The sequence below is a fragment of the Nonomuraea sp. B19D2 genome (assembly GCF_040137845.1).
Lineage (GTDB): Bacteria > Actinomycetota > Actinomycetes > Streptosporangiales > Streptosporangiaceae > Nonomuraea.
Map to the genome: position 1 here is coordinate 63884 of NZ_JBEFAK010000040.1, position 24551 is coordinate 88434.

At 68.5% G+C, this 24551-nt stretch carries 19 protein-coding genes and 1 pseudogene; 16 read left to right on the top strand and 4 right to left on the bottom strand.

Annotated features, from left to right (window positions below; all coding sequences use genetic code 11):
* The first annotated feature begins 76 nt into the window (after positions 1-76).
* Together ABN273_RS45220 and ABN273_RS45225 are read left to right on the top strand one after the other, a co-directional pair.
* A complete protein-coding gene (locus tag ABN273_RS45220) occupies positions 77-1465 on the top strand; it encodes a glycoside hydrolase family 43 protein (protein ID WP_349455760.1) in 1389 nt (462 codons plus the stop codon).
* Positions 1462-4695 (top strand): discoidin domain-containing protein, encoded by a 3234-nt coding sequence (locus ABN273_RS45225; RefSeq protein WP_349455761.1) that lies wholly within the window; start codon positions 1462-1464, stop codon positions 4693-4695. Before ABN273_RS45220 ends, ABN273_RS45225 begins: the two co-directional genes overlap by 4 nt.
* A gap of 76 nt (positions 4696-4771) precedes the next feature.
* On the opposite strand, the gene ABN273_RS45230 is transcribed toward ABN273_RS45225, so the two are convergent.
* A complete protein-coding gene (locus ABN273_RS45230; protein ID WP_349455762.1) occupies positions 4772-5605 on the bottom strand; it encodes an oxidoreductase in 834 nt (277 codons plus the stop codon).
* A 97-nt stretch (positions 5606-5702) separates the two neighbouring features.
* On the opposite strand from ABN273_RS45230, the gene ABN273_RS45235 reads away from it, so the two are divergent.
* Positions 5703-5849 carry a hypothetical protein gene (locus ABN273_RS45235; protein WP_349455763.1) on the top strand — a complete coding sequence of 49 codons (147 nt, stop codon included), beginning with the start codon at positions 5703-5705 and terminating at the stop codon, positions 5847-5849.
* An 8-nt stretch (positions 5850-5857) separates the two neighbouring features.
* Here ABN273_RS45235 and ABN273_RS45240 read toward each other — a convergent pair whose 3' ends face one another.
* Positions 5858-6127 carry a hypothetical protein gene (locus tag ABN273_RS45240; RefSeq protein ID WP_349455764.1) on the bottom strand — a complete coding sequence of 90 codons (270 nt, stop codon included), beginning with the start codon at positions 6125-6127 and terminating at the stop codon, positions 5858-5860.
* Positions 6128-6192: 65 nt separating this feature from the next.
* Between ABN273_RS45240 and ABN273_RS45245 the strand changes: the two are divergent.
* A pseudogene (locus tag ABN273_RS45245) lies at positions 6193-6393 on the top strand (IS256 family transposase); the annotation flags it as partial.
* Here ABN273_RS45245 and ABN273_RS45250 read toward each other — a convergent pair.
* Positions 6374-6556, bottom strand: coding sequence for a hypothetical protein (locus tag ABN273_RS45250; RefSeq protein ID WP_349455765.1), 183 nt, complete (start codon positions 6554-6556; stop codon positions 6374-6376). The pseudogene ABN273_RS45245 and the gene ABN273_RS45250 sit on opposite strands and share 20 nt — an antisense overlap.
* Before the next feature lie 489 nt (positions 6557-7045).
* On the opposite strand from ABN273_RS45250, the gene ABN273_RS45255 reads away from it, so the two are divergent.
* Both ABN273_RS45255 and ABN273_RS45260 read left to right on the top strand, forming a co-directional pair.
* The gene (locus ABN273_RS45255; RefSeq protein ID WP_349455766.1) at positions 7046-7414 is read left to right on the top strand and encodes a peptidase inhibitor family I36 protein; all 369 of its coding nucleotides are present in this window, start codon (positions 7046-7048) and stop codon (positions 7412-7414) included.
* Positions 7415-7492: 78 nt separating this feature from the next.
* Positions 7493-8386, top strand: coding sequence for a hypothetical protein (locus ABN273_RS45260; protein ID WP_349455767.1), 894 nt, complete (start codon positions 7493-7495; stop codon positions 8384-8386).
* A gap of 74 nt (positions 8387-8460) precedes the next feature.
* Here the strand turns inward: ABN273_RS45260 and ABN273_RS45265 are convergent, their stop codons facing one another.
* Complete coding sequence (locus ABN273_RS45265) at positions 8461-9066, bottom strand: pectinesterase family protein (protein ID WP_349455768.1); 606 nt, start codon at positions 9064-9066, stop codon at positions 8461-8463.
* Between the two features lie 207 nt (positions 9067-9273).
* On the opposite strand from ABN273_RS45265, the gene ABN273_RS45270 reads away from it, so the two are divergent.
* The 10 genes from ABN273_RS45270 (at position 9274) to ABN273_RS45315 (ending at position 24541) form a co-directional block, all read left to right on the top strand.
* Positions 9274-11781, top strand: coding sequence for an endo-1,4-beta-xylanase (locus tag ABN273_RS45270; protein WP_349455769.1), 2508 nt, complete (start codon positions 9274-9276; stop codon positions 11779-11781).
* A gap of 438 nt (positions 11782-12219) precedes the next feature.
* On the top strand, positions 12220-12960 hold the full coding sequence (locus ABN273_RS45275; RefSeq protein ID WP_349455770.1) for an aminoglycoside phosphotransferase family protein: 741 nt from the start codon (positions 12220-12222) through the stop codon (positions 12958-12960).
* 419 nt (positions 12961-13379) lie between these two features.
* Positions 13380-13733, top strand: a complete 354-nt coding sequence (locus ABN273_RS45280) for a hypothetical protein (RefSeq protein WP_349455771.1) — start codon at positions 13380-13382, stop codon at positions 13731-13733.
* Positions 13730-14572, top strand: coding sequence for a hypothetical protein (locus ABN273_RS45285; protein ID WP_349455772.1), 843 nt, complete (start codon positions 13730-13732; stop codon positions 14570-14572). The genes ABN273_RS45280 and ABN273_RS45285 overlap by 4 nt, the downstream gene beginning before the upstream one ends.
* 67 nt (positions 14573-14639) lie before the next feature.
* Entirely contained in the window at positions 14640-17723 is a 3084-nt protein-coding gene (locus tag ABN273_RS45290) for a WD40 repeat domain-containing protein (protein WP_349455773.1), read from the top strand.
* 216 nt (positions 17724-17939) lie between these two features.
* A complete protein-coding gene (locus ABN273_RS45295) occupies positions 17940-18524 on the top strand; it encodes a recombinase family protein (RefSeq protein ID WP_349455774.1) in 585 nt (194 codons plus the stop codon).
* Positions 18521-20152 (top strand): TnsB C-terminal domain-containing protein, encoded by a 1632-nt coding sequence (locus tag ABN273_RS45300; protein WP_349455775.1) that lies wholly within the window; start codon positions 18521-18523, stop codon positions 20150-20152. Before ABN273_RS45295 ends, ABN273_RS45300 begins: the two co-directional genes overlap by 4 nt.
* Positions 20146-20925, top strand: a complete 780-nt coding sequence (locus ABN273_RS45305) for an AAA family ATPase (protein ID WP_349455776.1) — start codon at positions 20146-20148, stop codon at positions 20923-20925. The genes ABN273_RS45300 and ABN273_RS45305 overlap by 7 nt, the downstream gene beginning before the upstream one ends.
* A complete protein-coding gene (locus tag ABN273_RS45310) occupies positions 20912-21271 on the top strand; it encodes a hypothetical protein (RefSeq protein WP_349455777.1) in 360 nt (119 codons plus the stop codon). The genes ABN273_RS45305 and ABN273_RS45310 overlap by 14 nt, the downstream gene beginning before the upstream one ends.
* 147 nt (positions 21272-21418) lie before the next feature.
* Positions 21419-24541 (top strand): Tn3 family transposase, encoded by a 3123-nt coding sequence (locus tag ABN273_RS45315; RefSeq protein WP_349455778.1) that lies wholly within the window; start codon positions 21419-21421, stop codon positions 24539-24541.
* Positions 24542-24551: the final 10 nt, after the last annotated feature.

Sequence of the window (24551 nt, forward strand, 5' to 3'; positions counted from 1 at the left end):
AAAACCTTTTAGGTAGACCGCTTCGATCCCTGTTAGCGCTAACACTAGCAATCGCTGGATTGTAAGGGGCGAACTCATGAGACGACGCTGGGCAGCGGCCCTCACCGCGGCACTCGTGCTCATCCTCGGCAATGCCACGCCCGCGAACGCGGGCGCGCCGATCACCACCGCGATCTACACGGCCGACCCGGCCGCGCTGGTCGTCGGCGACACCCTGTACCTCTACACCGGCCACGACGAGGCCCCGCCGGGCGGCACGAACTTCGTCATGCGCGACTGGCACGTCTTCACCTCGACCGACGCCACCAACTTCACCGACCAGGGCGCCAAGCTCTCGATCTCGAACTTCTCCTGGGCGGGCGCCGACGCCTGGGCAGGCGAGGTCGAGCGCGGCGCGGACGGCAAGTACTACTGGTACGTCCCGGTCAACGGCAACGGCGCCGGCTGGATGGACATCGGCGTGGCCGTCGGCGACAGCCCGCTCGGCCCGTTCCGCGACGCCAAGGGCGGCCCGCTGATCAGCGACAGCACCCCCAACTCCTCCCCGCTCAACATCGACCCGACCGTCTTCACCGACGACGACGGCCAGGTCTACATGTACTGGGGCTCCTACTACGGCCTGCGCGCGGTCAAGCTCAACGCCAACATGACCTCCACCCAGGGCTCGGTGGTCACGCCGAGCGGCGTGTCGAACTTCTGGGAGGCCCCCTGGATGTTCAAGCGCAACGGCGTCTACTACCTCGCCTACTCGGCGAACGACTCGGCCTGCTCGGCGCCGGGCTACGCCTGCATCCGCTACGCCACCGCGAGCAACCCGCTCGGTCCGTGGACGCACCGGGGCGTCGTGCTCGACCAGGTCAGCTCGACCACCAACCACCCGGCGATCATCGAGTACAAGGGCCAGTGGTACATGGTCTACCACAACGCCGCCGCCCCGGGCGGGGGCAACTTCCGCCGCTCGGTGACCATCGACAAGCTCTACTTCAACGCCGACGGCACCATGCAGAAGGTCGTCCAGACCGGCGGGCCCACCACTCCGGGCAACCTGGCGGCCAGCGCCACCCCGTCCACCTCCTACGTCTCGCCGTGGGAGACGCTCGCCGCGGTCAACGACGGCTACACCCCGGCGAACTCGGCCGACCACAGCCACGGCGCCTACGGCAACTGGGACCACCAGGGCACCGAGTGGATCGAGTACCGCTGGTCCAGCGCCCAGAACATCTCGAGGATCCAGACCTACTGGTTCGACGACGACCTGGGCATCGACCTGCCGGCCTCGTGCCAGGTGCAGTACTGGAACGGCAGCGCCTACGTCAACGTGCCCGGCCAGTCCTCCTGCGGCGTGGCGGGCAACACCTTCAACACCACGACGTTCACCTCGGTCAACACGACCCGGCTGCGGCTGAACATCACCTCCAAGTCCGGATACTCGACCGGCGTGCTCGAATGGAGGGCCTTCTCATGAGGCGTGTCTTAGTCGCCCTGCTCCTCGTCATGGGTCTGGTGGCGTTACCGGCTCACGCCGACCAGACCATCGGCTTCCCGACGTTCAACGGCCCGGCCGTCCCCACGCCGCCGGGGTCGTACACGACCGGCAACATGATGCAGGCCATCTACAACGCCGAGAGCTCCGGCACCGACTTCTGGATGGACCGGCTGCTGGCCCGCTCGGGCAACGACCCGGCCGGCACGTGGCTCATGTCGCGCGGACGTGCGCTGTTCATGAAGACCCACACGCCCGGCACGCTGGGCTTCGCCGGTCAGGCGGCGTACTGGGAGAGCATCAGCAACAACAACGCCTTCACCGTCGCCGTCACCCCCGGCACCTTCACCGAGCAGGTGAACTCGCGCTGGCAGGCGCCCAGCTACTGGAAGAGCCGGCACACCAGCGGCTCCATCACCGTTGACCAGACGAAGTTCATCACCGAGAACAACGTGGCCGTGGCCAACCTGGCCATCACCAACGGCGGCTCCGCCTCGACGACGCTGCAGCTGCGGGCCACCTCGCCGTACGCCACCACCGGCAGCGGCAGCGAGCTGACCGGCCAGGTGAACGCCTACAACAACCTCACCACGCTCTACCCGAGGCTCACCGGCGACGGGTTCACGGTCTCCAGCGGCGGCCTCAACAGGTCCGTGACGGTCGCGGCGGGAGCGACGGTCACCGTCAAGGTCGTCATGGGGTTCGTCACGAACGAGATCCCGGCCTCCCGCACCGACTACGACGCCTACGCCGGCTACACGCCCGCCACCGCGTTCGCCACGCACGTGCGCGCCTACAACAAGTGGTGGGCCGACAACATCCCCTACATCGACGTGCCCGAGCCGGCCATCAAGAAGAACATCTACTACCGCTGGTGGCTGATGCGCTTCAACCACCTCGACGCCGACATCCCCGGGCAGACGTTCCAGTTCCCCACCTCCGTCGAGGGCGCGCTGGGCTACAACAACGCGATCGTGCTGACCCAGCCCATGCACATCGACGACCTCAAGTACCTGCGTAACCCGATCTACGGGTACGGCGACTGGCTGAGCGTCGGCCAGGTCTCCAAGAACGGCCGCTTCGTGGACAACCCGGGCGACCCGGAGAACTGGTCGAACAGCTACACGCAGTACATCGGCGAGGCGGCCTGGAAGAGCTACCAGATCCACGGCGGCCAGCCCGCCATCGCCGCGAACCTGGCCCGCTACGCCGAGCAGGACGTCAAGGGCCAGCTGTCCTACTACGACACCGACAACAACAAGCTCATCGAGTACGACTGGGGCGCCCTGACGGGCAACGACGCCGACGCCGTGTCCTTCCACTGGAAGTCGGGGCGCATGGACCGCGCCGAGGCCGCCTACCAGTACAGCGGGGCGCTGGCCGCCGCGCAGGCGTACGAGGCGATCGGCAACACGGCCAAGGCCAACGAGATGCGCACGCTGGCCACGCAGATCCAGAACGCCATCGTGAACGTGCTGTGGAACCCGAACAGGCAGCTGTTCGAGCACCGGCTGAAGTCCACCAACGAATGGGTGCCGTGGAAGGAGATCAACAACTACTACCCGTTCGCCGTCGGTGCGATCCCCAACACCGCCGCCTACAAGCAGGCCCTGCGCCTCTTCGACGATCCGGCGCAGTATCCGATCTTCCCCTTCTACACCGCCAACCAGGCCGACAAGGCGGCCTCGGGCACCGGCAGCAACAACTTCTCCACGATCAACTCCACCGTGCAGTTCCGCCTGCTCTCCTCGGTGCTGCGGAACTATTCCAACGAGTGGATCGACACGACCTGGTACAAGAAGCTGCTCTACTGGAACGCCTGGGCGCAGTACATCAACGGCAACACCCAGTATCCGGACGCCAACGAGTTCTGGGCGGACTGGAACGGCTCGTCGATCACGTACCGCTCGTGGATCCACCACAACATCCTGGGCAGCAGCAACTGGACCGTGATCGAGGACGTCGCCGGGCTGCGGCCGCGCAACGACGCCAAGGTGGAGCTCTCGCCGATCAACATCGGCTGGTCCCACTTCACCGTCAACAACCTGCGCTACCGCAACGCCGACCTGACCATCGTCTGGGACGACCCGGCTGACGGCGTCGTGCGCTACCCGGGCGTGCCCGAGGGCTACTCGATCTTCATCAACGGCAGCCGGGCGGCCACGGTGTCGTCGCTGGTGCCGTTCACGTGGGACCCGGCCACCGGCAACGTCACCACCAGTGGGACCGTCACGCACCACGTGGCCGTGTCCGGGCTCCAGTCGCCCACCCAGGTCGTCCACTCCAGCGCCCGCATGGTCGACATGCTGGCCAAGGCGGGCGTCGACCTGACCGACAACCTCACCAACCTCGCCGCCGACGCCACCGTCACCGCTTCCACCACCGCCTCGGGCAGCTCCACGGCGGGGGCGAAGGACGGGTTCCCGATCAACGAGCCGTTCTGGGGCGGCACCACCGCGGGGCAGGACTGGTACGAGCTGAACTTCGGCGCGACCCGCACGTTCAACGAGGTCCGGCTCTACTTCAAGGACAGCCGGCCGGCCAGCTCGACCTACCGGGCGCCGGCGTCCTACACCATCCAGTACCACAACGGCAGCGCCTGGGTGGACGTGCCCGGCCAGGCCAAGACCCCGGCCGCGCCGCGGGCCAACTACAACGTCGTCCAGTTCTCCGCGATCAACGCGCAGCGGATGCGGGTGCTGGCCACGGCGGCCTCCGGCGCCAGGACCGGGCTCACCGAGGTCAAGGTCCACAACCGGGGCGGCGTGCAACCGCCCCAGAACCCCAACCTGGCGCTGTCGGCCACGCCGTCGGCGTCGTACACCTCGTCGTGGGAGAGCGTGGCCGCGGTCAACGACGGGATCGACCCGCCGTCGTCCAACGACACCGTCAACCCGCGCTGGGGCTGCTGGCCGGAGACGGGGCAGCAGTGGGTGGACCTCACCTGGTCCTCGGCCCAGTCCCTGAAGCGGGCCGAGGTGTACTTCTTCGACGACGACGAGGGGATCGACATGCCGGCGTCGTGGAAGCTGCAGTACTGGAACGGCAGCGCGTACGTGGACGTGCCGGGCGCGTCGGCGTACACGCTGAACAAGAACGCCTACAACAGCCTCACCTTCACCGCCACGAGCACGACCCGCCTGCGGGTGCTGCTCACCGGTAACGGCAGCAACTCCGTGGGCCTTCTGGAGGTCAAGGCCTACGCCAGCTGACGCCGCGGCAGGGGGCGTGCTCCCACGGCACGCCCCCTGCCGCTGCCGGCGACCAGGACGATCTGCGTCATGTCCGTCAGCCCCGCTGGTAGTCGGTGCCGAGCGTGACGTCGCGCCACGCCTCGAACCCGGTCCTGAGCGCGTCGAGGCGGGCGCAGGCGATGTCGTAGGCGGCCTGGCCCAGCAGCAGGCGCAGCGGCGGCTCGCCGGCCTGGACCGCGGCGATGATCGCCTCCGCCGCGCGCTCCGGGTCGCCTGGCTGGTGGCCGTAGGTGGCCAGGGTGGAGGTACGGCGCACACCCGCGGTCTCCGCGTAGTCGTCGATGCGGACCGGGGACTGGCGCATGGAAGGCCCGGGCCAGTTCGTACGGAAGGCCGCCGGCTCGACGATCGTGACCTTGATGCCCAGCGCCGCGACCTCGGCCGCCAGCGATTCGGAGATGCCCTCGACGGCGAACTTGGTGGCGTGGTAGTACCCGGTCGCCCCGAACGCCGCCAGGCCGCCGAGCGAGGAGATGTTCACGACGTGGCCGCTCCTGCGGGCGCGCATGCCCGGCAGCACGGCCTTGGTGACGTCGATCAGCCCGAACACGTTGGTGTCGAACAACGCGCGGACCTCGTCGTCCTGGCCTTCCTCGACGGCCGCCAGGTAGCCGTAACCTGCGTTGTTGACCAGGACGTCGATGCGGCCGAAGGCGGAGTCCGCCTGCTTGACCGCCTCCGCGATCTGGGCCTTGTCGGTGACGTCGAGCGGGAGGGCCACGGCCCGGTCGCCGTGCTCGGCGACGAGGCCGGCCACCTGCCGGGGGTCGCGGGCGGTGACCGCCGCGCGCCAGCCGCGTTCCAGCACGGCGGTGGCCAGCGCGCGGCCCAGGCCGGTGGAGCAGCCGGTGATGAACCAAACGGACATGAGTTGTATATCTCCAGGTAGATGGGCATGGCGAAACAGCGCCTCGGCCAACATTCGGCCAGGTGCGATCGGGCCGACCGGGAGTTAGCGTGGAGCCATGAGGCTCGTCGGGCTCGTCATCGCCTGCGCCGGGCTGCTGCTCGCGGCACTGACCGGCGACTTGATCGGCATCGCGGTGGGATTGGCGATGGTGGTGACCGGCTCGGTCATCTACGTCACTCACCACGACGGCACCGTCTTCTGACACCCGCCTCAGCGAAGGCGGCCCGCTCCGGCTCCCGCGGGGACGAGGGCGCGCAGCGCCCGGGGCGGGTGGACGCGGGTGAACAGCGCCGGAGTCCGGCCTGCGCCCGAACCGACGGCCGTGCCGTTCGCGGCGTTGTACGCGGCGTTGTACGCGGCCACCAGGTCGGCGAAGGCGTTGCTCTCGGCGTAGACCTTGGAGCCGAAGCCCACACCGATGCTGTACGCGTGGTAGATCGCCCCATTCGACAGCGGGATGCCCTTGGCATCGCCGATCAAGTCCTTGCAAGGCCATCCGGTTATCGAGCCGCTTGCGTCCCGGATGACGCAACCGCCGCTGATGCTTGGGCACCCGGATCCGGCGGGCGATCAGGGCCCGCGGCCACTCCTCGAACGAGCAGGCCGCTCTCAGATGCGTCTACATGGCGATCACGAGCCTGGATCCGACCGGCAAGGGTCGCAAGCGCTGGATCATCCTGTGGGAAGCCGCGCTCAACCTCTTCGCCATCGTCTCCGAAGGCCGCCTCACCCCCGCCAACCGATGAACCGGCAGTTGTCAACGGCCAAGTGCGTGCCGCCGGCGCCCGCGTCCGCCGGCGCGGAGTTGAGCGCTTGCAAGGTCATGGCCGCGCCCAGCAGGGCGGGGACGACGCAGATTTGCGGAACATCAAGGCTCCTGATCTTTCGGCGCGGAGCGACGCCTTCCATGATACACAATTCTAGAGCGCATGCTCTGTTATTGTGGCCGACGTGCCTCGCCCTCGAGTTCACGATCTTGATTGGTACCTGGACGTCGCCGAGCAGCTGGTGGCCGACGGCGGTCCGGAGCGGTTCGCATGGACAATAATAGAGCGCGTGCTCCATTATGGGGTACCGTTGCCCTTGGCGCCGACGGCGCGAGGGATGCCTGTCGCCGGGCCGATGCTTTCCTGATGGTCAGGAGAGACGTGCCGACATCATGGCCGGGCTGGCGAGCATGTGCTGCGGCTCGCCGGCACCATCACCACGGCGAGCAAGCTTGGGCATCATGCCCAGGAAGGTGCGCGGTCACGGTCGGCGCACCGTCGTCGCGCCTACGACGCCGTTATCAACATGTCAATCTCGTGATGCACGAGGTCGTTCGAGGATCGTCTTCTGCCTCAGCTGAGAATCGCAGAGGTAAGGCCCCGGATAAAACAATCGATAGGAGCATGACACGTGAAGCGTAAGACCACCCTCGCCGTCGCCGCGCTGTTGCTGAGCGCCACAAGCCTGATCGGCTCGACTGCGACCGCTCATGCCAGCTCGGCCGCACCCGACTGTCCTGCGTTCTGCATATACGAGCATGACGACTTCAACTTCTGGGGCGGGCGTTTGGTGGTGTTTTGGCCAGAAGGCCCCTGCCGGACCGTGCACAGCAGCAGGAACAACATGGCGAGCTCGATGATAAATAATACGAACCGATCCGTACGGCTGTATGACCGCAAGAATTGCGCCGGCCCGGTGGGCTACACCGCCAAGCGCAACAGCAACGATAAGGACTTCACCAACAACGGCTTCGACAACAAGCTGAGCTCGATGAGATAGTCGTCGCGCCAGAAGGGGCGGAGTGTGCACTCAGCGGCATCGCCGCCACACTCCGCCCATGTTTCACAGGAGCTCAACGTGCCCGTTCGGCTGAGTAGCGCTGTTCTCGTTCTCGTCGTCGCAGCCAATGGTTGCTCGGCGGCGACGGCAGGTTCCCCCTCCGAAAGCGGGACGAGGACAGCTTCCGTCACGAACGTTCCGCCCGCGGGGGAAGAAGCGCGAAAGCTCGTTGTCCCGTTCGACGCGTACAACTTCTCCCCGGCCGAGATCATGACGATCGAGGCCGCGCAGGATCTCCTCATCCGTGACTGCATGCGCGGCAAGGGGGTGAAGTGGAAACTCTTGCCCCTCCCGGCCGAGGACGACATCGAACCGCAGAACCGCCGCCGTTACGGCGTCATCGAGCCGCAAATCGCCCGGTTCTTCGGCTACCATGCCCCGCTCGACCGGCCATCGGTGGCTCGGTACAACGCGGAACGGGACGACCGGTTGAGGGAACTGTCGCCTGCAGCGCGGCGTGCCGCTTACGGCGACCCCGCCAATGATGTGGAAGGGTGTTCGGACAAAGCCCAGGCACACCTTTTGCAGGACACTCCGGAGACCGACGCATCCTTGTTCAACACGCTTATCAGGCAGACTTTTGACCGATCCCAGCGTGATGGAGATGTCGTGCGGGCCTTCCGTGCCTGGAGCGCATGCGTGCAGAAAAAAGGGTTTCCGTACCCAGACCCGCTCGCGGCCATCACCGATGAGCGGTGGATGAAGACCGAGCGGCCCTCCCGTCAGGAAATCATGGCGGCGGAGACGGACGTGTGGTGCAAAAAGAAGAGTGATCTTGTGTCCATCTGGGCCGCGACGGAGAAACGCATTCAGCAAGACGCCGTTCATACGCACGCAGAGTATTTTCGGACACTCAAGACCCGCAAGGATCGGCAACTCGAGGCCGCCCGCCGGGTCCTCGCCCGCGGGTGAAGGCCCAACCGGCCCGAGGCAGGCGGCCAAGCCCAGGGCTTCGTTGATGGCTGCACCCGTTGGGAGCGCGCCTTTCACATAGATGATCTCGGGGTGTTGCCGGCCGGGTTCCCGAGCGCGGCCACGAGCTCGGCCCTGGTCCTGACGACGTGGACGTCCTCGGGGCGGGCGGCCGAGCCGCCGGTGGTGCCGGTGGTGGCCGACGCCCAGCCGTCATCGCGCGGGAGCACCTCGCGGCCGGGCTCGCGCGGGATTGGGCGGTGCCGGCGGACCGGGCTCCAGCCGTCGCCGCCCGCCAGGTACTTCTCGGGGGTGAAGTCGGGGGCGCTGATCGTGTACGAGGCGCTGCCGGAGGTGCCGTACGGTCCCGAGCCGTCCGGCTTCTGCGTAGCCGCGGAGGCGTCGAACGTGAGCACCACCTCGCGGGGGTCCCGCGTGTCGCCGACCAGGGAGATGTGCGGTTTGTCGGCCGGGATGACGACCTGCTGCCGGTAGGTGCCCTTGCGGACCAGGATGATGACCGGCCGGGTGTTGCCTGCCGGGACGGCGTTGACCGCGTCCTGCACGGTCGCATGATCGCCCGAGCCGTCGGCCGCGACCACGATGGTGGTGGTGTGGCCCGTGGCCGCCACGGGTGGCGCCGTCAGGGCGATCAGGGGGAGCAACAGCAGCAGTCGCATGGCAACCTCGCCCAGTAAATGGCGGCAATCGGTTGCACGAAATGCGTGCCCAATACCCTCACTCCGTCAATACTCTGCAGTGAAATTGCACTATTGCTGCAACAATCGATTGCAAGATTCCGGCCGATCTTGACCGCCGGAGCGCGCCGCCTCTACAGTCCGCCTGATATTTATCGGCGTTTCCCTGAAACTTTCATCGGGAGCATCGTGCGCACCCTCAGAGCCCTGGTGGCCGCCGCCCTGTTATGCCTCGTGCCCGCGATGCCCGCGCACGCCGCGGCGGACCTCACGTACGACTTCGAGGACGGCACCGCGCAGGACTGGACGCCCAGGGCCGCCGCCGCCCTCGAGCCGAGCACGGCGGCCGCCCACGCGGGCAGCCGCGCGCTGGCGGTGAGCGGCCGGTCGGCCTCCTGGGACGGCCCCGCGCTGAACGTGCTCGGCCGCATGGCCAAGGGCGACAAGTACGCCCTGTCGGTGTGGGTGCGGCTCGGACCGGACACCGCCTCGGGCCGGCTCGGCCTGTCGATCGAGCGCAGGAGCGGCGGCACCCCGAGCTACGAGCGCGTCGTCTCGCCGAAGGACGTGCCGGCCGGCGAGTGGGTGCGGCTGTCCGGCACGTACACGCTCGCGTACGACGTCGACTTCCTCGGCCTGTACGTCGAGTCCGACAGCGGCACGTTCCCCTTCTACCTGGACGACTTCTCCATGACCTACGTCCGGCCCAAGCCGATCCAGAACGACATCCCCGCGCTCAAGGACAAGGTGCCGTTCGTCATGGGATCGGCGTTCACCAGGCCCGACACGCTCGGCGTGCACGGCGAACTGCTGGCCAGGCACTTCAACGGCGTCACGCCCGGCAACGAGCTCAAATGGGACGCCACCGAGCCGAGGGAGGGCGAGTTCGCCTTCACCGACGGCGACTATCTGGTGGACTTCGCCACCCGGCACGGCATGGAGATCCGCGGCCACACGCTCGCCTGGCACAGCCAGACCCCTGACTGGGTCTTCCAGAACGCCGGCAAGGAGCTGCTGCTCAAGCGCCTGGAAACGCACGTGCGCACGCTCGTGACCAGGTACAAGGGCAAGATCGCGGCCTGGGACGTGGTCAACGAGGTCATCGACGAGAACCAGCCCGACGGCCTGCGCCGCTCCAAGTGGTACGAGATCGCCGGACTCGACTTCATCCGCACGGCCTTCCGCGTCGCCCACGAAGCCGACCCGGACGCCAAGCTCTTCATCAACGACTACAACACCGAGTTCCCCCGCAAGCGCGAGGCCCTGTACGCGCTGGTCAAGCGGCTCAAAGACGAAGGGGTGCCGATCGACGGCGTGGGCCACCAGCTCCACCTGAACATCGAGCACCCGCCCGCTTCCTCCGTCGAGGCCACGATCGAGCGCTTCGCCACGCTCGGCGTGGACCAGCAGGTCACCGAGCTCGACGTCAGCATTTATACGGACTTCGTCTCCTCGTACGACACGATCCCGCCCGAGCTGCTCGTCCAGCAGGGGTACCGGTACAAGGAGCTGTTCGACGTCTTCCGGCGGCAGGCCGCGAAGCTCAGCTCCGTGACGGTGTGGGGCGAGTCGGACGACGTGAGCTGGCTGCAGTCGTGGCCGATCCCGCGGCTGAACGCCCCGCTGCTCTTCGACGACGAGCTGCAGGCCAAGCCCGCTTACTGGGGCGTCGTGGACCCGTCCCGGCTGGCGCCGTCGGTACGGAGGCTGGCGGCGCCGGCCGGGACGCCCAAGGTGGACGGGCGGCGCGACCTCGAGTGGGACCTGCTGCCGGACTCGCCGGTCGCGCGCGTGGGCGACGTGTCCGCCGGGTTCCAGGCACGCTCGTCCGCCAAGGGGCTCTACCTGCTCGCCGAGGTCACCGATCCGACCGTCGGCAAGGACGACCGGGTGACGTTCACCGTGGACGGCACGCCGTACGTCGTCGGGCGGGGCGGTGGTCCCTCTGGCGGCGCCACGGGCGGGCAGCACGGAGGGAAGGTGGTGGTGCGCCCGACCGCGACCGGGTACCGGGTCGAGGCGCAGGTCGGGACGGGCACGGACGTGAACGTGACCGTGCATGACTCCTCCGGCGATGCCGTCTGGACCGGGAAGGTGACACCGGTGGCCGCGGTCAAGCTCACCTCGGCCCCGGCCGTCCACCGCACGCCCGTGCTCGACGGCGTCGTGGACCGGGCCTGGTCGGCCGCCCCGGAGATCCGCACCGGGACCTGGATCCAGGGCACGTCCGGCGCCACCGCCAAGGTACGGTCGCTGTGGAACGGATCCACGCTGTACGTCCTGGCCCAGGTCGCCGACCCGACGCTGAGCGAGGAATCCCCGAACCCCTGGGAGCAGGACTCCGTCGAGATCTTCGTGGACCCGGGCAACGGCAAGACCAAGGGCTACGAGGACGACGACGGGCAGTACCGCGTCAGTTTCACGGGCAAGGTCACGGTCGGCGGGACGTTCGACGCAGGAGGCGTCAAGGACCACGTGAAGGCGGCGGCCAAGGCGGTGCCCGGCGGGTACGTCGTCGAGGCGGCCGTCGATCTGCCCACGATCACCCTGGCGGCGGGCACGCTGCTGGGCTTCGACGTCCAGGTCAACGACGCGACGGGCACCGCCCGCACGAGCGCGGTGACCTGGAACGACAGCACGGGCCGCAGCTACCTGGACACCAGCCACTGGGGCGTCCTCCGCCTGTCCCAGGGGTAGGTGGGCCAGGGCGCGCCAACCCGTTGCCCTACTGGATGGTGGGCCTGCTGACACCCGCCCCGAGTGGTCCTCGCTTCGCGCGGGCTGTTCTTCCTAGGGTGCGCCTGGCGGCGCGCATGGTCTTCGCCAGGGAGCGCTTCGCGTTCGGGGCTCAGGCGTTCTCATTTGAGGCGCGCCTGCGGCGCGACGACACCTCCGGTATCCAGTCGTCTGTTAGCGGGTGAGCCTGCTGATGCCCATCCCGGACCGGGATGCCTTCAGGCAGCCCGTTGACTGCAATGCAACGATCAAGCAATGGTCCTTTGTGACTGAGTATTTCAGTCGGCCAGTTGTGCAGCCGAACTGGCCAGCGCTGCGACGCCTGTGAGTGACGCTTCCGTCACCTTTTGCGACCTAGAGCCACAGCAACCTAAGCAACGAACAGGAGAACTCCCACCGATGCGACCGACCCCCGCCGAAGTCCCCCTGACCGGAGGACGCATCACCTCAGGCGTCGTCCGCGTCGCTGATACCGTTCGACGACCTGCCAAAGACTCCTCGGCTTTCGTCGCCCGGCTGCTCACACACCTCCAGCGACGCCAGTTCACGGGAGCGCCGCGCTACCTTGGACGGGACGAAGCCGATCGCGACATTTTCAGCTACCTGCCCGGCTGGGTGCCGGCCAGGTTCCAGCGCTGGAGCGACACTCAAGTCGCTTCAGCTGGGGCGCTTCTTCGCTCGTTGCACGACGCCACCCGCAACAGCGGACTAACCGCGGAGCACCCCGTCGTCTGCCATCACGACCCCGGACCCAACAACACGGTGTTCCGCGCCGGGCTACCAGTCGCCTTCATCGACTTCGACACCGCTGCCCCGGGCGATCCGCTCGAGGACATCGGATACATGGCCTGGACGTGGTGCATCTCCTCCAAGACCACCGCGCCGCCGACCACCGCGCAAGCCGCCCAAGTGCGGATACTCGCCGACGCCTACGGACTCACCACCGCGCGCCGTACTGCCGTCCTTGATGCGATCCTCGACCGCCAATCCCGCAACGCCCGCTGGTGGGCAGAACGCCTGACCGACTCCAGCCACCGTCTGGCCAGTCCCGAACAGATCACCTCCCGCATCGCATGGTCCGAACGCGAACACGCCTACACCAGTGCCAACCGCCTTGTCTTCGCGGCGGCACTGCGCTGACACCGAGCGTGCTTCACCACCCCCGTGGACGTGACCTCGTCAATGACATACGGATAACAGTGGAATATGTACGCAATGAAATAGAAAGCGAGCAGATAAACCTTATTGAGCGCTAGATGGATGCGAAATCTGCCAAGTGCCATGAGAGCGTCAGTGGGTTTTGCCGCAAGGATGTCAGTGGTCTTCCGCCACGAAAGTGTCAGTAGCGGGGGCCGGGGCCCACCCCCCGCGTCGCGGGGCATTCAGCAACGTTGGGGTGCCGTTGACCAACGTGGCACCAGCCGCCATATAGGCCCTGACCTGGGGAATCAGCTTCCCGCTTCCACGCCGTAACCGTCGACGCCACCTGAATGAGCCAGAGACAAAGACCCGCTTCCGGCGTTAGTCTTGATCGACTTCTCTGGCCTGTGCGAGGTCCCATGCAGTTCTGGCATGTCGTTGGTTTCGGCGCCCTGGGCGGGCTGCTGGTCGAGCTCGTCGCCTTCCACGGGCGCCTGCTGGCCTTACAGGCGAAACGTTCGCAGAAGCTCGGCAAGCGCGGCAAGCTGCCCGGGCTTCGTGACTCCCTCGACCCGCTGGTCGACACGGCGGTCGCGCTGAGCCGGATCGGCCTGGGCGCCGGAGCGGCCGCGCTCCTCGCCCAGCAAGTCAGCGGATCTCTGGCCGCGGTCCTGGTGGGATCGGCCGCGCCGGCCCTGTTCCGGCAGTTCGGCGCGGCGCGCTCGGTGGCGGACGCCGAGCAGCAGGCGACGGAGCTGGAGCAACAGCCGTGACCTCGTACCGCTGGCGCTACTGGAGCCGGCTCATCGACGCACCCGTCACGGTCGCCGCCGGATCCGGGGTCCGCGACCGGTCGGGTCCCTTCCTGCGGCGCTACTGGGCCGCGCTGATCGGCGCGCCGCTGTTCCTGCCGCCGGAATCCGATCCGGTTCGACCCGAGATTTCCGTCGCCGTCCTGGCTGACAGCGCGCGCGCCGCCCGCCGTACGGGCGACCTGCAGGCGATCCGCGTGGCGGACACGGCCTTGGTACGGCACGCCGGGGACCCCGTACCAGCCGACCTGCTGGACGCCATCCGCCGGGGGAACCGGTTCCTCGCCTTCGCGCTCGACGAGTTCTCCCTCCCCCGGCTCGACACCGACCTCGCCTACGCCTCGGGCAATGACAACGAGGCCACTAGCCTGGGGTTCGCCAGGGGCCCGTTCACGTTCCGGCTGAGGATCGCCGACTTCGGCCTGCTGCAGGTCAGCGTCTCCGCCGAGGCGCAACCAGAGGAGCTCGCGTTCATCGAGCGGACCTACGGAGTGATGATCCTCCCGTTGAGGATCGCTTCGGCGGCGGAGTCCACGACCTACCTGGTGGCACTCGAGGTCGACGGGCACGACCTCCACGGGCATGCGGAGGTGCCGGTACCGCCCGGCCACTTCGTCGAGGCCGACACGGACGGGCCGCCGATCGGCGCCGCCGAGGCCGGATCGCTCGATCCCGCGCTGGTCACGCGCTCCATCCGGACGGTCCACACCAGGAGCGGCTTGCGTCCCTGGCTCGCGCTAGCCGGCCTGCTGGTGGCCGGCAGTCCTGTCAAAGAGGTGATCGAGGCTGAAGCACGATGAGCGCCACGGGGACATCCGCCGCCTGGCCGGACCCGGCCAGGAGATCGTCGGGCTGGTCGCGGCGCTGGTGCGGGAGTCGGACGTCGGCGAGCTGACGCTGCTGCACAGCGGCGATCACCGGCTGCACGACCTGTTCGCCGACCTGCGTGGCGCACCGGACGGCGCACCGGTGCGCGCGTTACGCGCGCTCGCCGGGCTCGGGCTGGCCCTGATCGCGGAATCGGCGGAATCGGCGGCGGCCGCCCTGCGGTCGGCGGTCGGCTGGCTGGAGCAGGCGCGCAGTTCGCCGCCCGCCGACCCCCCGCCGTGGACCATGACCACCGCCGATCCGCGCCTCCAGCGCTGCCTCGACCTGCTGACCGGACTCCAGACGCCGGAGGCGGTGAAGCTCACCGCGGCGACATTCCTCTCGCACCTGACAGGACCGCCCGCCGCACGCAGGGCCCAGCAGGAGATCGGCGTCCTGTTCGCCTACGCGCACGGCCGCGGCGCGGGCGGGAGGCTACGGGCCTCGATACTCCCTGGCGGGCCGCCCGGGCTCGTCCCCGACCCGGCCAGGATGAGCCTGTTCTCCGGCGACGAAGATTTCGCGACCGCAGCACTCGGGCGCGCCTGGTCCGTCACCGGCGCGCAGCGGGTCGCGGGGACCGTCCTGTGGTCGCTGGAAGGTGAGGCCGGGCCTATCCTCCACGTCAGGGACGCCTCGCTCGGCGCCGCTTTCGCCGCCGTCCTCCACGAGATCCGGCGAGCCACCACGCGGCTTGGCGGCCTGCGCGTGCGGCGCCTGCGCGCCGACACGTTCATCACCGGACGCCTCGGATCGCAGGACGAGCTCGCATCGGTGGGCGGCTACCAGGCCAAGCTCGCCGCCAGCAAGGCCGGCCGAGTCATCGTGCCCATCGGTGACCGGCACGAGGCCGAGCAGCACACCCAGGGAGCCGACATCGTCCCCGCGGTCACCTGGCGCGCAGCGACCCGGCTGGCCTACCGGTACGACAGGCGCAGGCTGGCACGGCTCGTGGCAGCGGCAGCGATAATCTCCACGCTGCTGGCGTTCGCCGGGGTTCGCTACTTCATGGATCGCGCGCAAGACGAGGCCCGCCTGGCCTTGTCCCGCGAAGTGACGGATGAGGCCGGCAAGGTACGTGCCACCGACCCGGTGCTGGCGGGCCTGCTCTCCGCGGCGGCCTGGGAGACGTCCCCTACTGACGCCGCCCGGCACTGCATGCGTGCCATGCTGGCAACGGGCCTCGAGGCGAGCATCCCGGCCGCGAGCAAGGTCAGCACGCTGGAGGTCAGCCCGGACGGCGCGACGCTGGCGGTGGGCGGCGACCGGAGCGTCCAGCTCAGGGATCTCCGCACCGGCGCCACCGATCGCACGCTGACCGGCAACGACGACTTCATCAGGACGCTGGGGTTCGCCGACAGCGGGAGGACCCTCGTCGCGGCCGACCAGAAGGGGACGGTTTGCGCGTGGCGCACCACCGACGGCTTACCTGAGCACGAGTGCCTGCGCATCAGCAGAGCGCACACGTTCGCGTTCAGCGCCGACGGGCGCCTCATGGCCGCAGGAGACCTCGACGGCAGGGTCCACGTGCTCAACCTGCGGACCTGGAAGCTCACGGAGCGGCGGGTCACCGAGCGGACGGCGATCGACGTGGTCGCCTTCACACCCGACAGCCGCACGCTCGTGGTCGGGGCGACCCCGCAGGGGGAGCTGAAGAGCGCCCTTCACTTCTTCGCCCCCGAGTCCTGGAAGGTCACCAGGAAACGGGTGTCCTACAAGCACGGGCTGACGCGGCTCGCCTTCAAGTCCGACGGCAGGACCGCCGTGGCACTCAGCGGTAACGAATTCTTCGGCTACATCGAGCTGTGGGACATGAAAAAAGAACCCAAGCTCGTACGGCGGGTCGACTCCCCGGCCCTGCCCCTCGACATCAGCATCAGCCCAGACGGCGCCACGCTCGCCGTCGCCGACATTAAGGGTGACGTGCGGTACTGGGAGACCGACAGCCTCCAGCAGCGCGGCCCCGCCCTCAAGGCACACCTGGACAACCCCGTGCGCGGGGTCAGGTTCGCGAACGGCGGCAGAACGATCGTCACCGGCGGGGAGGACGGCTTCGTCCGGCGGTGGAGCGCCCGGAGCGTCACCCCCGACGCCACCGCACGCATCGACACCGACTGGATCGGCTACGGCTACCTGGCCATCTCCTCGACCTTCACTCAGGACGGCGAGACGGTGGCCGTCGGCGGGCGCGACGGTGACGTCTACCTCTGGGACCAGGGGAAGAGCGTGACCGTGCTGGACGGCCATACCCGGCAGGTCGACGCCCTGGCAGCGCCCGGCGGCCGGACACTGATCACCGCCGGCGATGCCGTGCGCCTGCGCGATCTCTCAACCCCGAAGGATCCGGGACAGGTCCTGGCCGGATCCGAAGGTGTCACCAGCGTGGCCGTGAGCCCGGACGGCACCCTTGTCGCGGGCGCGACCCGCGAAGGCAGGGTGACCGTCTGGCGGCTGCCCTCGGGCCAACCCGCGTTCGGTCCCTTCGAGGTGGGTGAGGAGGTCTTGCCCCTGGCTCTGTCCTTCGGTGAGGACGGCACGACGCTGGCGGTCAGCGGCGTGGAGTCCGCGCAGCTGTGGGACCTCGGCAGCGGGAAGCCGGCAGGCGGGCGCATGGTCTTCGCAGGGCGGGCGTCGGCGGCTGCCTTCGGCCCGGGCGCCCGTTCCCTCGCCGTCGGTACCAACAACGGGAACCGGGAACTCATCGAGGTCTGGGACACGGCCACCGGCAAGCACCGCGGGGAGCCGCTCGACGGCGCAACCACCAAGATTGAGGCGCTGGCCTTCAACCCCGACGGCACCGTGCTGGCCTCCGGCGACACCCTCGACGGTCTCACGCTGTGGGACGTCGCGGCACGGGAACGGCTCGGCCTGCCGCTCTCCACCACGCTCAGCGTGTCCACGGTGGCGTTCGATCCGGGCGGCACGGCGGTCGCGGCCGTCAGCGACAGGACCGTGTACCTGTGGCGGACCGGCTTCCCTCCCAACCTCGTGACAGCCGTGTGCGCGGCGGCTGGACGCTCACTCACCCGTGCGGAGTGGGAGAGGCATCTCCCTGGAGAGGAGTACAGGAAGATCTGCGGATGATCCCTCACGCAGAGGTCGATCTTCGAGGTTTGGCGGTCCATGACATGTTGGTTGCTCACCCACGTGGCACGGCTGGGGTCGGTGTCCGTTGGGGGAACGCTCAACGAGACACGTCTCACCACTGGTCGGTGGCGACGCGACCTGCGGCGACGTCGTCTCAGATAGGTAGTCCGTGAAACTGTCCGGTGATGGGGGGCTAAACGGTACGATCGGCGGGTGGGAGAACTGATCGGCTACGCCCGATGCTCGACCGTCCTGCAAGACCTCACCGCCCAGCGCGAGATCCTCGCTTCCCTCGGCGTCGCCGACGACCGCATCTACCTCGACAAGGGCCTGACCGGGACCAACCGCAGCCGGCCCGGCCTCGACCAGGCCCTGGCAGCCGTACGCGCCGGCGACACCCTGGTCGTCCCCAAACTCGACCGCCTCGCCCGCTCGGTCCCCGACGCTCGCGACATCGGCGACACCCTCCTTGCCCGCGGCATCCGCCTCTCGCTTGGCGGCAACATCTACGACCCCGCCGACCCCATGTCGAAGATGTTCTTCAACATGCTGGCGGTCTTCGCCGAGTTCGAGGCCGACCTGCTGAAGATGCGCACGCGTGAGGGCATGGCGATCGCCCGCTCCAAGGGCAAGCTCAAAGGCAAGCAGCCCAAGCTGTCGGCCCGCCAGCAGGCCGAACTGGTGCGCATGCACTCCTCCGGCGAGTACAGCATCGCGGACCTGATGGAGGTCTTCACTGTCGGCCGCGCGACCGTCTACCGGGTCCTGGACCGGGTCAAAGCCCAGCAGAGCGCATGAGCGGGAGCCGGCCGACCCCGGAGCAGTGGGAGGCGGCGCTGTATCGGCTGCGGCAGCTGAGTGATCAGGGCAGGTCCGTCACGGCCGAGGTCAAAGCGACGGCGGCCCGGCTGGGCGTGGCCGAGCGGACGGTGTGGCGCCGGCTGAGCCGCCCGCGACGGTCACGGCCGCGGTTCACCTTGTCGCCGACCGACATCGCGGCGTTCACCGATTTCGGCGGGAACGTCGCGGCGGTGCACCGGGCTCGTACGGCAGCGATCGCCGGACGCACGACGGCCGCCGGGGTGCCGATCGACGTCGAACTGCTGCAAGGGTGGGCGGGCGCGCCGCCGGTGGCGCTGCGCTCGTTGTACCGTGCCTTCGCCGAGGAGCTCACGCCGGCGTTCGTGGCTGGGGTGAGCGGCGGGGAGCGGGCCCGGCGGGCCAAGCTGGTCTACCTGCAACGACCGGCGACCTTCCGCAATCAGGTGTGGGAGGGCGATCACAAGAGCCTGCCCATCGTGGTGCTGCCTCCCCGCGGCAAGGCCGTCACCCCGTGGGTGACGATGTTCCTCGACGACGCCACCCGGCTGATCATCGGGTGGGCGATCGCGCTGGCCCCGCACGCCGGAACGGTGCTGACGGCGTTACGCATGGGCATGCTTCAGGATCCGGCCACCGGGCCCGCGCACGGCGTCCCCGGCCTGTTGCGTCTGGACCAGGGGCTGGAGTTCGCCGCCGCGTCCGTGCAGACGGCGACCGGGGCGCTGGGGACCGAATGCCAGCGGATGCCTGGCTATCAGCCTAATAAGAAGGGCAAGATCGAGCGCGCGTTTCTGACCGTCGAGCAGATGCTGCTGTGCACGCTGCCCGGCTACACCGGCGCCGCCCGGGAGGCGAGCGGACGGCTGGCCGGCCCGGTCGACGACCGGGCACGCGCACGCGAGGCCTATGCCGAGGCAGCCGCGGCCGGGGAGGAGACAGTGCTCCCGCTGGGGCTGGAAACCTTCGCGGCGATCTTCAGTGATTGGGTGCGGTCCTACAACACCGAGCACCGCCACAGCGAGCTGGACGGCCGCACGCCGGCGCAGGCCTGGGCCGAAGACGCTACCGCGATCTTCGACGTGCCCGAGCAGCAGCTACGGCATCTGCTGCTGGCCGCCGCTCCTCGCACCATCGGCCCGCGCGGGATCCGCTTCCGTAACCTGACCTGGGTCGATGCGGGCGGGCTGATCCGCGAACGGCGCGGGCAACAGGTGGTGATCCGGTACATGCCCCATGATGACCGGCAGATCCACGTCTACCTCAACGGGGAGTTCCTGGCCACCTGCCACCCGCGTGACGCGCTCACCGGCGAACAGGAAGAGCAGTTCTACGCCGCCGCCCGCGCCCAGGAGAAACAGGCCGCCACACAACGCAGCGCAGCCCGCAAGCGCGGGCGCCGCCGGCTGGCGGCCCTGTCGGCCGGCCAGGAGAGCGCCGAGTCGGCCCGGCGCATCCCGGCGGCCGACACCGGCCAGCTTTCCCCGGCGCAGGCCGATCTGCGAGCCGAATCCAGCGCGAGCCTGCTGGGGCTGGGGCCGATCGGTCCCATCGAACCGGTCGATCTGGCCCACCTGGACCAGGGCGAGGAGGGACGCCCATGGTGAGGGCTCCCGAAGCCGGGCCGCCCGGCGCCCGGATCATCGCCACCCCGCAGCTACAGCTGGCCCGGCACGTGGTCACCGACATCACCGCCCACCAGGCGGTCGGGGTGATCCACGGCAACGCCGGACTCGGCAAGACCTTCGCCGTGCGGACCTGCGCCCAGGCGCTGGCGGCCGGCACCGGACGGCTGGAAGCGCCGAGCGTGTGCACGGTGTCGTTCAGTCCCCAGCCCACGCTGCGCCAGATCGTGGACGCGCTGCTGCTGGCGCTGACCGGCAGCCACGGATCGTCCAAGAGCCGTTTCCACCTTACCCGCGAGCTGATCGCCGAGCTGGCCCGCATCCCGCGGCTGATTGTGGTCGATGAGGCGCAACGGCTGACCGGGCACGGGATCGAACTGCTGCGGCACCTGCACGACGACCCCGACACCCGGTTCGGGCTGCTGTACGTCGGCGGACACGGCTGCTGGGAGGTGCTCTCCCGCGAGCCGATGCTGGCCTCACGCATCTGGCGACGCCTGGCCATCACCCCGCTGCAGCGCGACATCGTCCCCGAGGCAATCCGCGGCTACCACCCGATCTACCAGGCGGCCGACGACGAACTGCTGCACTACATCGACGACCGGTTCGCTCACGGGATCTGGCGCAACTGGGCGTCGTTCTCCTCCACCGCGCACCTGCTCGCCCAACGCACCGGGCGCTCGGCCATCGATGAGGAGATCGTCACCAACGCGTTCGCGCTGCACGGCGGAGGCCCTGACATTGCCCGCCGATGACCTGCCCGCTGACGACCACTCCGCCGCCGGACCGGTGCAAGTCACCGTCATCCGCGACCCCGGCGACCTGCCCGCCACCCACCAGCGGCTCCGCCAGCTGGGCGACCCCGACAACGGCATCGTGGTGCTGCGCCCCGTCCCCTACAGCAGCTCGACGAAGGACTTCCTGTTCTGTGTCCTGGAAGGGCTCGGCAAGTCGCTGCCCACCCGGCTGCCGGCACCGCTGCGTCCCTGGGAGCAGACCCTGGCCTGGGTCACCGGCTACCGGCTGTCGCACCTGGTGGTCGACCGCGCCCACACCGGGGGGCAGACCAAGTACGGGAGAAAGGGACAGTGGGGCTGCTGAACGGCTAGTCAGAGGGGGTGTTCCTCGGATGATGTGGCCCTCTGCTTGGGCTTGATTGCGGTTTGGTGAACAAGGCATCTGCTGGAGTTGGTCGTCGCTACGGTTTCGGCGTCTGGACGCCGGGATTGAGGCGAGGGACGGCCTTGGATGACGTGGATCGAGCGGACCGCCTATCCGCAGTTCAAGCGGCTGACGTCGGCGCGGGTGCTGCATGTGTTCTTCACGCCGTCGCCGGAAGAGGTGGATTGGGCTGAAAAACGGACCGGCAGCCCGGAGTCGTGCTTCGCGCTGGTGCTGGCGTTGAAGTGCTTCCAGAAGATGGCGCGCTTCCCGTCCCCGGACGAGATCCCCGAGGTGGTGATCGACCACGTTCGGCGCTGCCTGGAGTTGGCCGACGATGTCTGGCCGGACCATGGCTCCTCCGGCAGCGCAAAGGCGCATCGCAAGCTGGTGCGCCAGCGTCAGGGCGTGAAGTACGACGCGGGCCGGGCCCGGGCGATTGCCGCAGTGGCGATCCGGAAGGCGGCCCAAGCCAAGAACAACCCGGCAGACCTGATCAACGTCGCGATCGAGGAATTACTCCGGCTCCGGCTGGAACTACTCGGATACACGACGCTGGAGGACCTGGCCACCAGCATTCGGGCCGAGGTGAACACCACCATCTTCGCCACGATCCTGCAGCGGATGGGCGAGGCCGGCCGGGCCCGGATGGAAGGTCTGCTCGTCGTCGGGCCGGATGGCAAATCGACGTTCAACCGGCTCAAGAAGCCCGCCCAGCGGGCCACCTGGTCGCGATTCCGCGAGCAGGTGAGATGGCTGGACCAGGTGGACGCGCTCGGCGACACTGACGCCTGGCTGGACGGCATCGCGCCGTCGAAGATCGCCGACTTCGCTGGTGAGGCCGACGCCCAGGATGTCGACATTCTGTCGCGCTACGACCCGGTCAAGCAGGTGGCGTTGCTGGCGTGCCTGACGCACACCGCCCGGATGCGGGCCCGAGATGACCTGGCCGAGATGCTGTGCAAGCGGATGGCCTCCCACGTCAAGCGGGCCAAGGCGGAGCTGGAGGAGATCCGCGCTCGCCAGCGCGCGATGAGCGAGCGGCTGATCGCCACCTACCGCCAGGTGTTGGAACGTCTCGACCCCGGCAGCGAGACCTCGGCCGCCGGAGTCGAGGCGGTGGCGCGGGCCATGGAGGCGGTGACCTCTTGCGCGGCAGGCGCCGGGCAGGTCCAAGCGCTCGGCGAGATGCTGTCGGCGCTCGTAGTGCAGACCCACAGCATGCAGACCGTACGGGCGGCGGTGGAGCAGGCCGGCGGGTTCGCCGCGCAGCTGGCCGACATCGAGGAGGTCGTCGCCTTCCACGGCGACGCCCACGAGCTGCTGGTGTACCGGTTCTTCAAGAAGGACCGGCCTGCGCTGTTCGAACTGGCGGGCAAGCTGCGGCTGAAGGCCACCTCCAGCGACGATTCGGTACTGGCCGCGCTGGCGCACGCCCGCGAGCACTCACCCAAGCGGCGCGACTTCATCCCGCTGCCGCCCCCGGTGGAGGAGGACGTCCCGGAGTTGGGCATCGCGTTCGCCTCGGGCAACTGGCGGCGCGCGGTGACCGACCGCAGACGGCCCGGCATGGTCGCGCGGCGGCACTTCGAGGCCATGGTGTTCTGCTACCTGGCCGAGGAACTGCGCACCGGCGACGTGGCCGTGCTCGGCTCGAACGAGTACGCTGACTGGAGCGCCCACCTGCTGCCCTGGGACGAATGCCAGCCGAAACTGGCCGCCTTCTGCGAGAAGGTCGGCCTGCCCGACACCCCCGCCGGTTTCGTCGCCCACCTCAAGGACGCCCATCTGAGCGCGGCCGCGCATTTGGACGCCGGCTACCTCGACAACGCCGACCTGGTCATCGACGAGGGTGGTGTGCCCACCCTCAAGCGCCGCCGCGGTAAGGGCAGCGATGCGGAGGCCGAGCGGCTGGCGGCCGAGATCGAGCGGCGCATGCCCGAACGCTCGCTGCTGTCGATCGTCGCGCGCACCGCCCGCTGGCTCACCTGGTATCGCCACTTCGGCCCCGCCTCCGGCTCCGACCCCAAGATCAAGGACAAGCTGGGGCGGTACTCGCTGGCGGTGTTCACCGGCGGCATCAACATCGGCCCGTACGAGGCGGCCAAGCACATCGCCGGCGTCACCGCCCGCGAGCTGTCCATGGTCCGCAACCGGCACATCACCCTGAAGAAGCTGAACGCGGCGATCGCCGACGTGGTCAACGCCTTCGCCGAGCTGGACGTGGTCAAGGCATGGGGGGATGGCAGCACGGTGGCCGCCGACGGCACCCAGGTGGACACCTACATCGACAATCTGCTGGCCGAAACCAGCATCCGGTACGGAGGGTTCGGCGGCATCGCCTACCACTACATCTCCGACACCTACGTTGCGCTGTTCTCCCGGTTCATCCCGTGCGGGGTGTGGGAGGCGGTGCACCTGATCGAGGGGCTGCTGGCGAATGCCTCAGACATCCAGCCCTCCACCGTGCATGCCGACACCCAGGGTCAGAACTTCCCGGTCTTCACCCTGGCCACGTTGTTCGGGTTCGACCTGATGCCGCGTATCCGCAATTTCAAGGACCTGATCTTTTTCCGCGCCTCTGAGAAGATCGCCTATCCGCACATCGATCAGCTGTTCGGGGAGAGCGGCCGCAACGTCATCGACTGGAAGCTGATCGACAAGCACTGGACCGACCTGATGCAGGTTGCGATCTCCATCAGCGAGGGCCGCCTCAGCTCGGCCACGCTGATGCGGCGCCTGCGCTCCAACTCCCGCAAGAACCGCATCTACAAGGCCTTCCGTGAGGTCGGCCGCAGCGTGCGCACAGTGGCGTTGTTGCGGTATCTGGCCGACCCGGCGTTGCGGGCGCGGGTGACCGCGGCGACCAACAAGGTCGAGTCCTACAACGGATTCTCCAAGTGGCTCGGGTTCGGCGGGGTGCTGGCCGACAATGACCCCGAAGAGCAGGAGAAACTGATCAAGTTCAACACCCTGCTGGCCAACCTGGTCGTCTTCCACAACGCCTTGGACATCTCCGACGTCGTGCGGCAGCTTGTCGCCGAAGGCTGGAGCATCACCGCCGACCACCTCGGCCAGATCGCCCCCTACCTGCGGGCCCACATCAGCCGCTTCGGCGCGTACGCCACCGACGAGCTTCGTCACCGGCCCGATCCATTCGATCCGCTGCTGAAGGAGGTCGACTTCAGCGACGTCGAGCTGGCCGCTTGATCATGGAGGC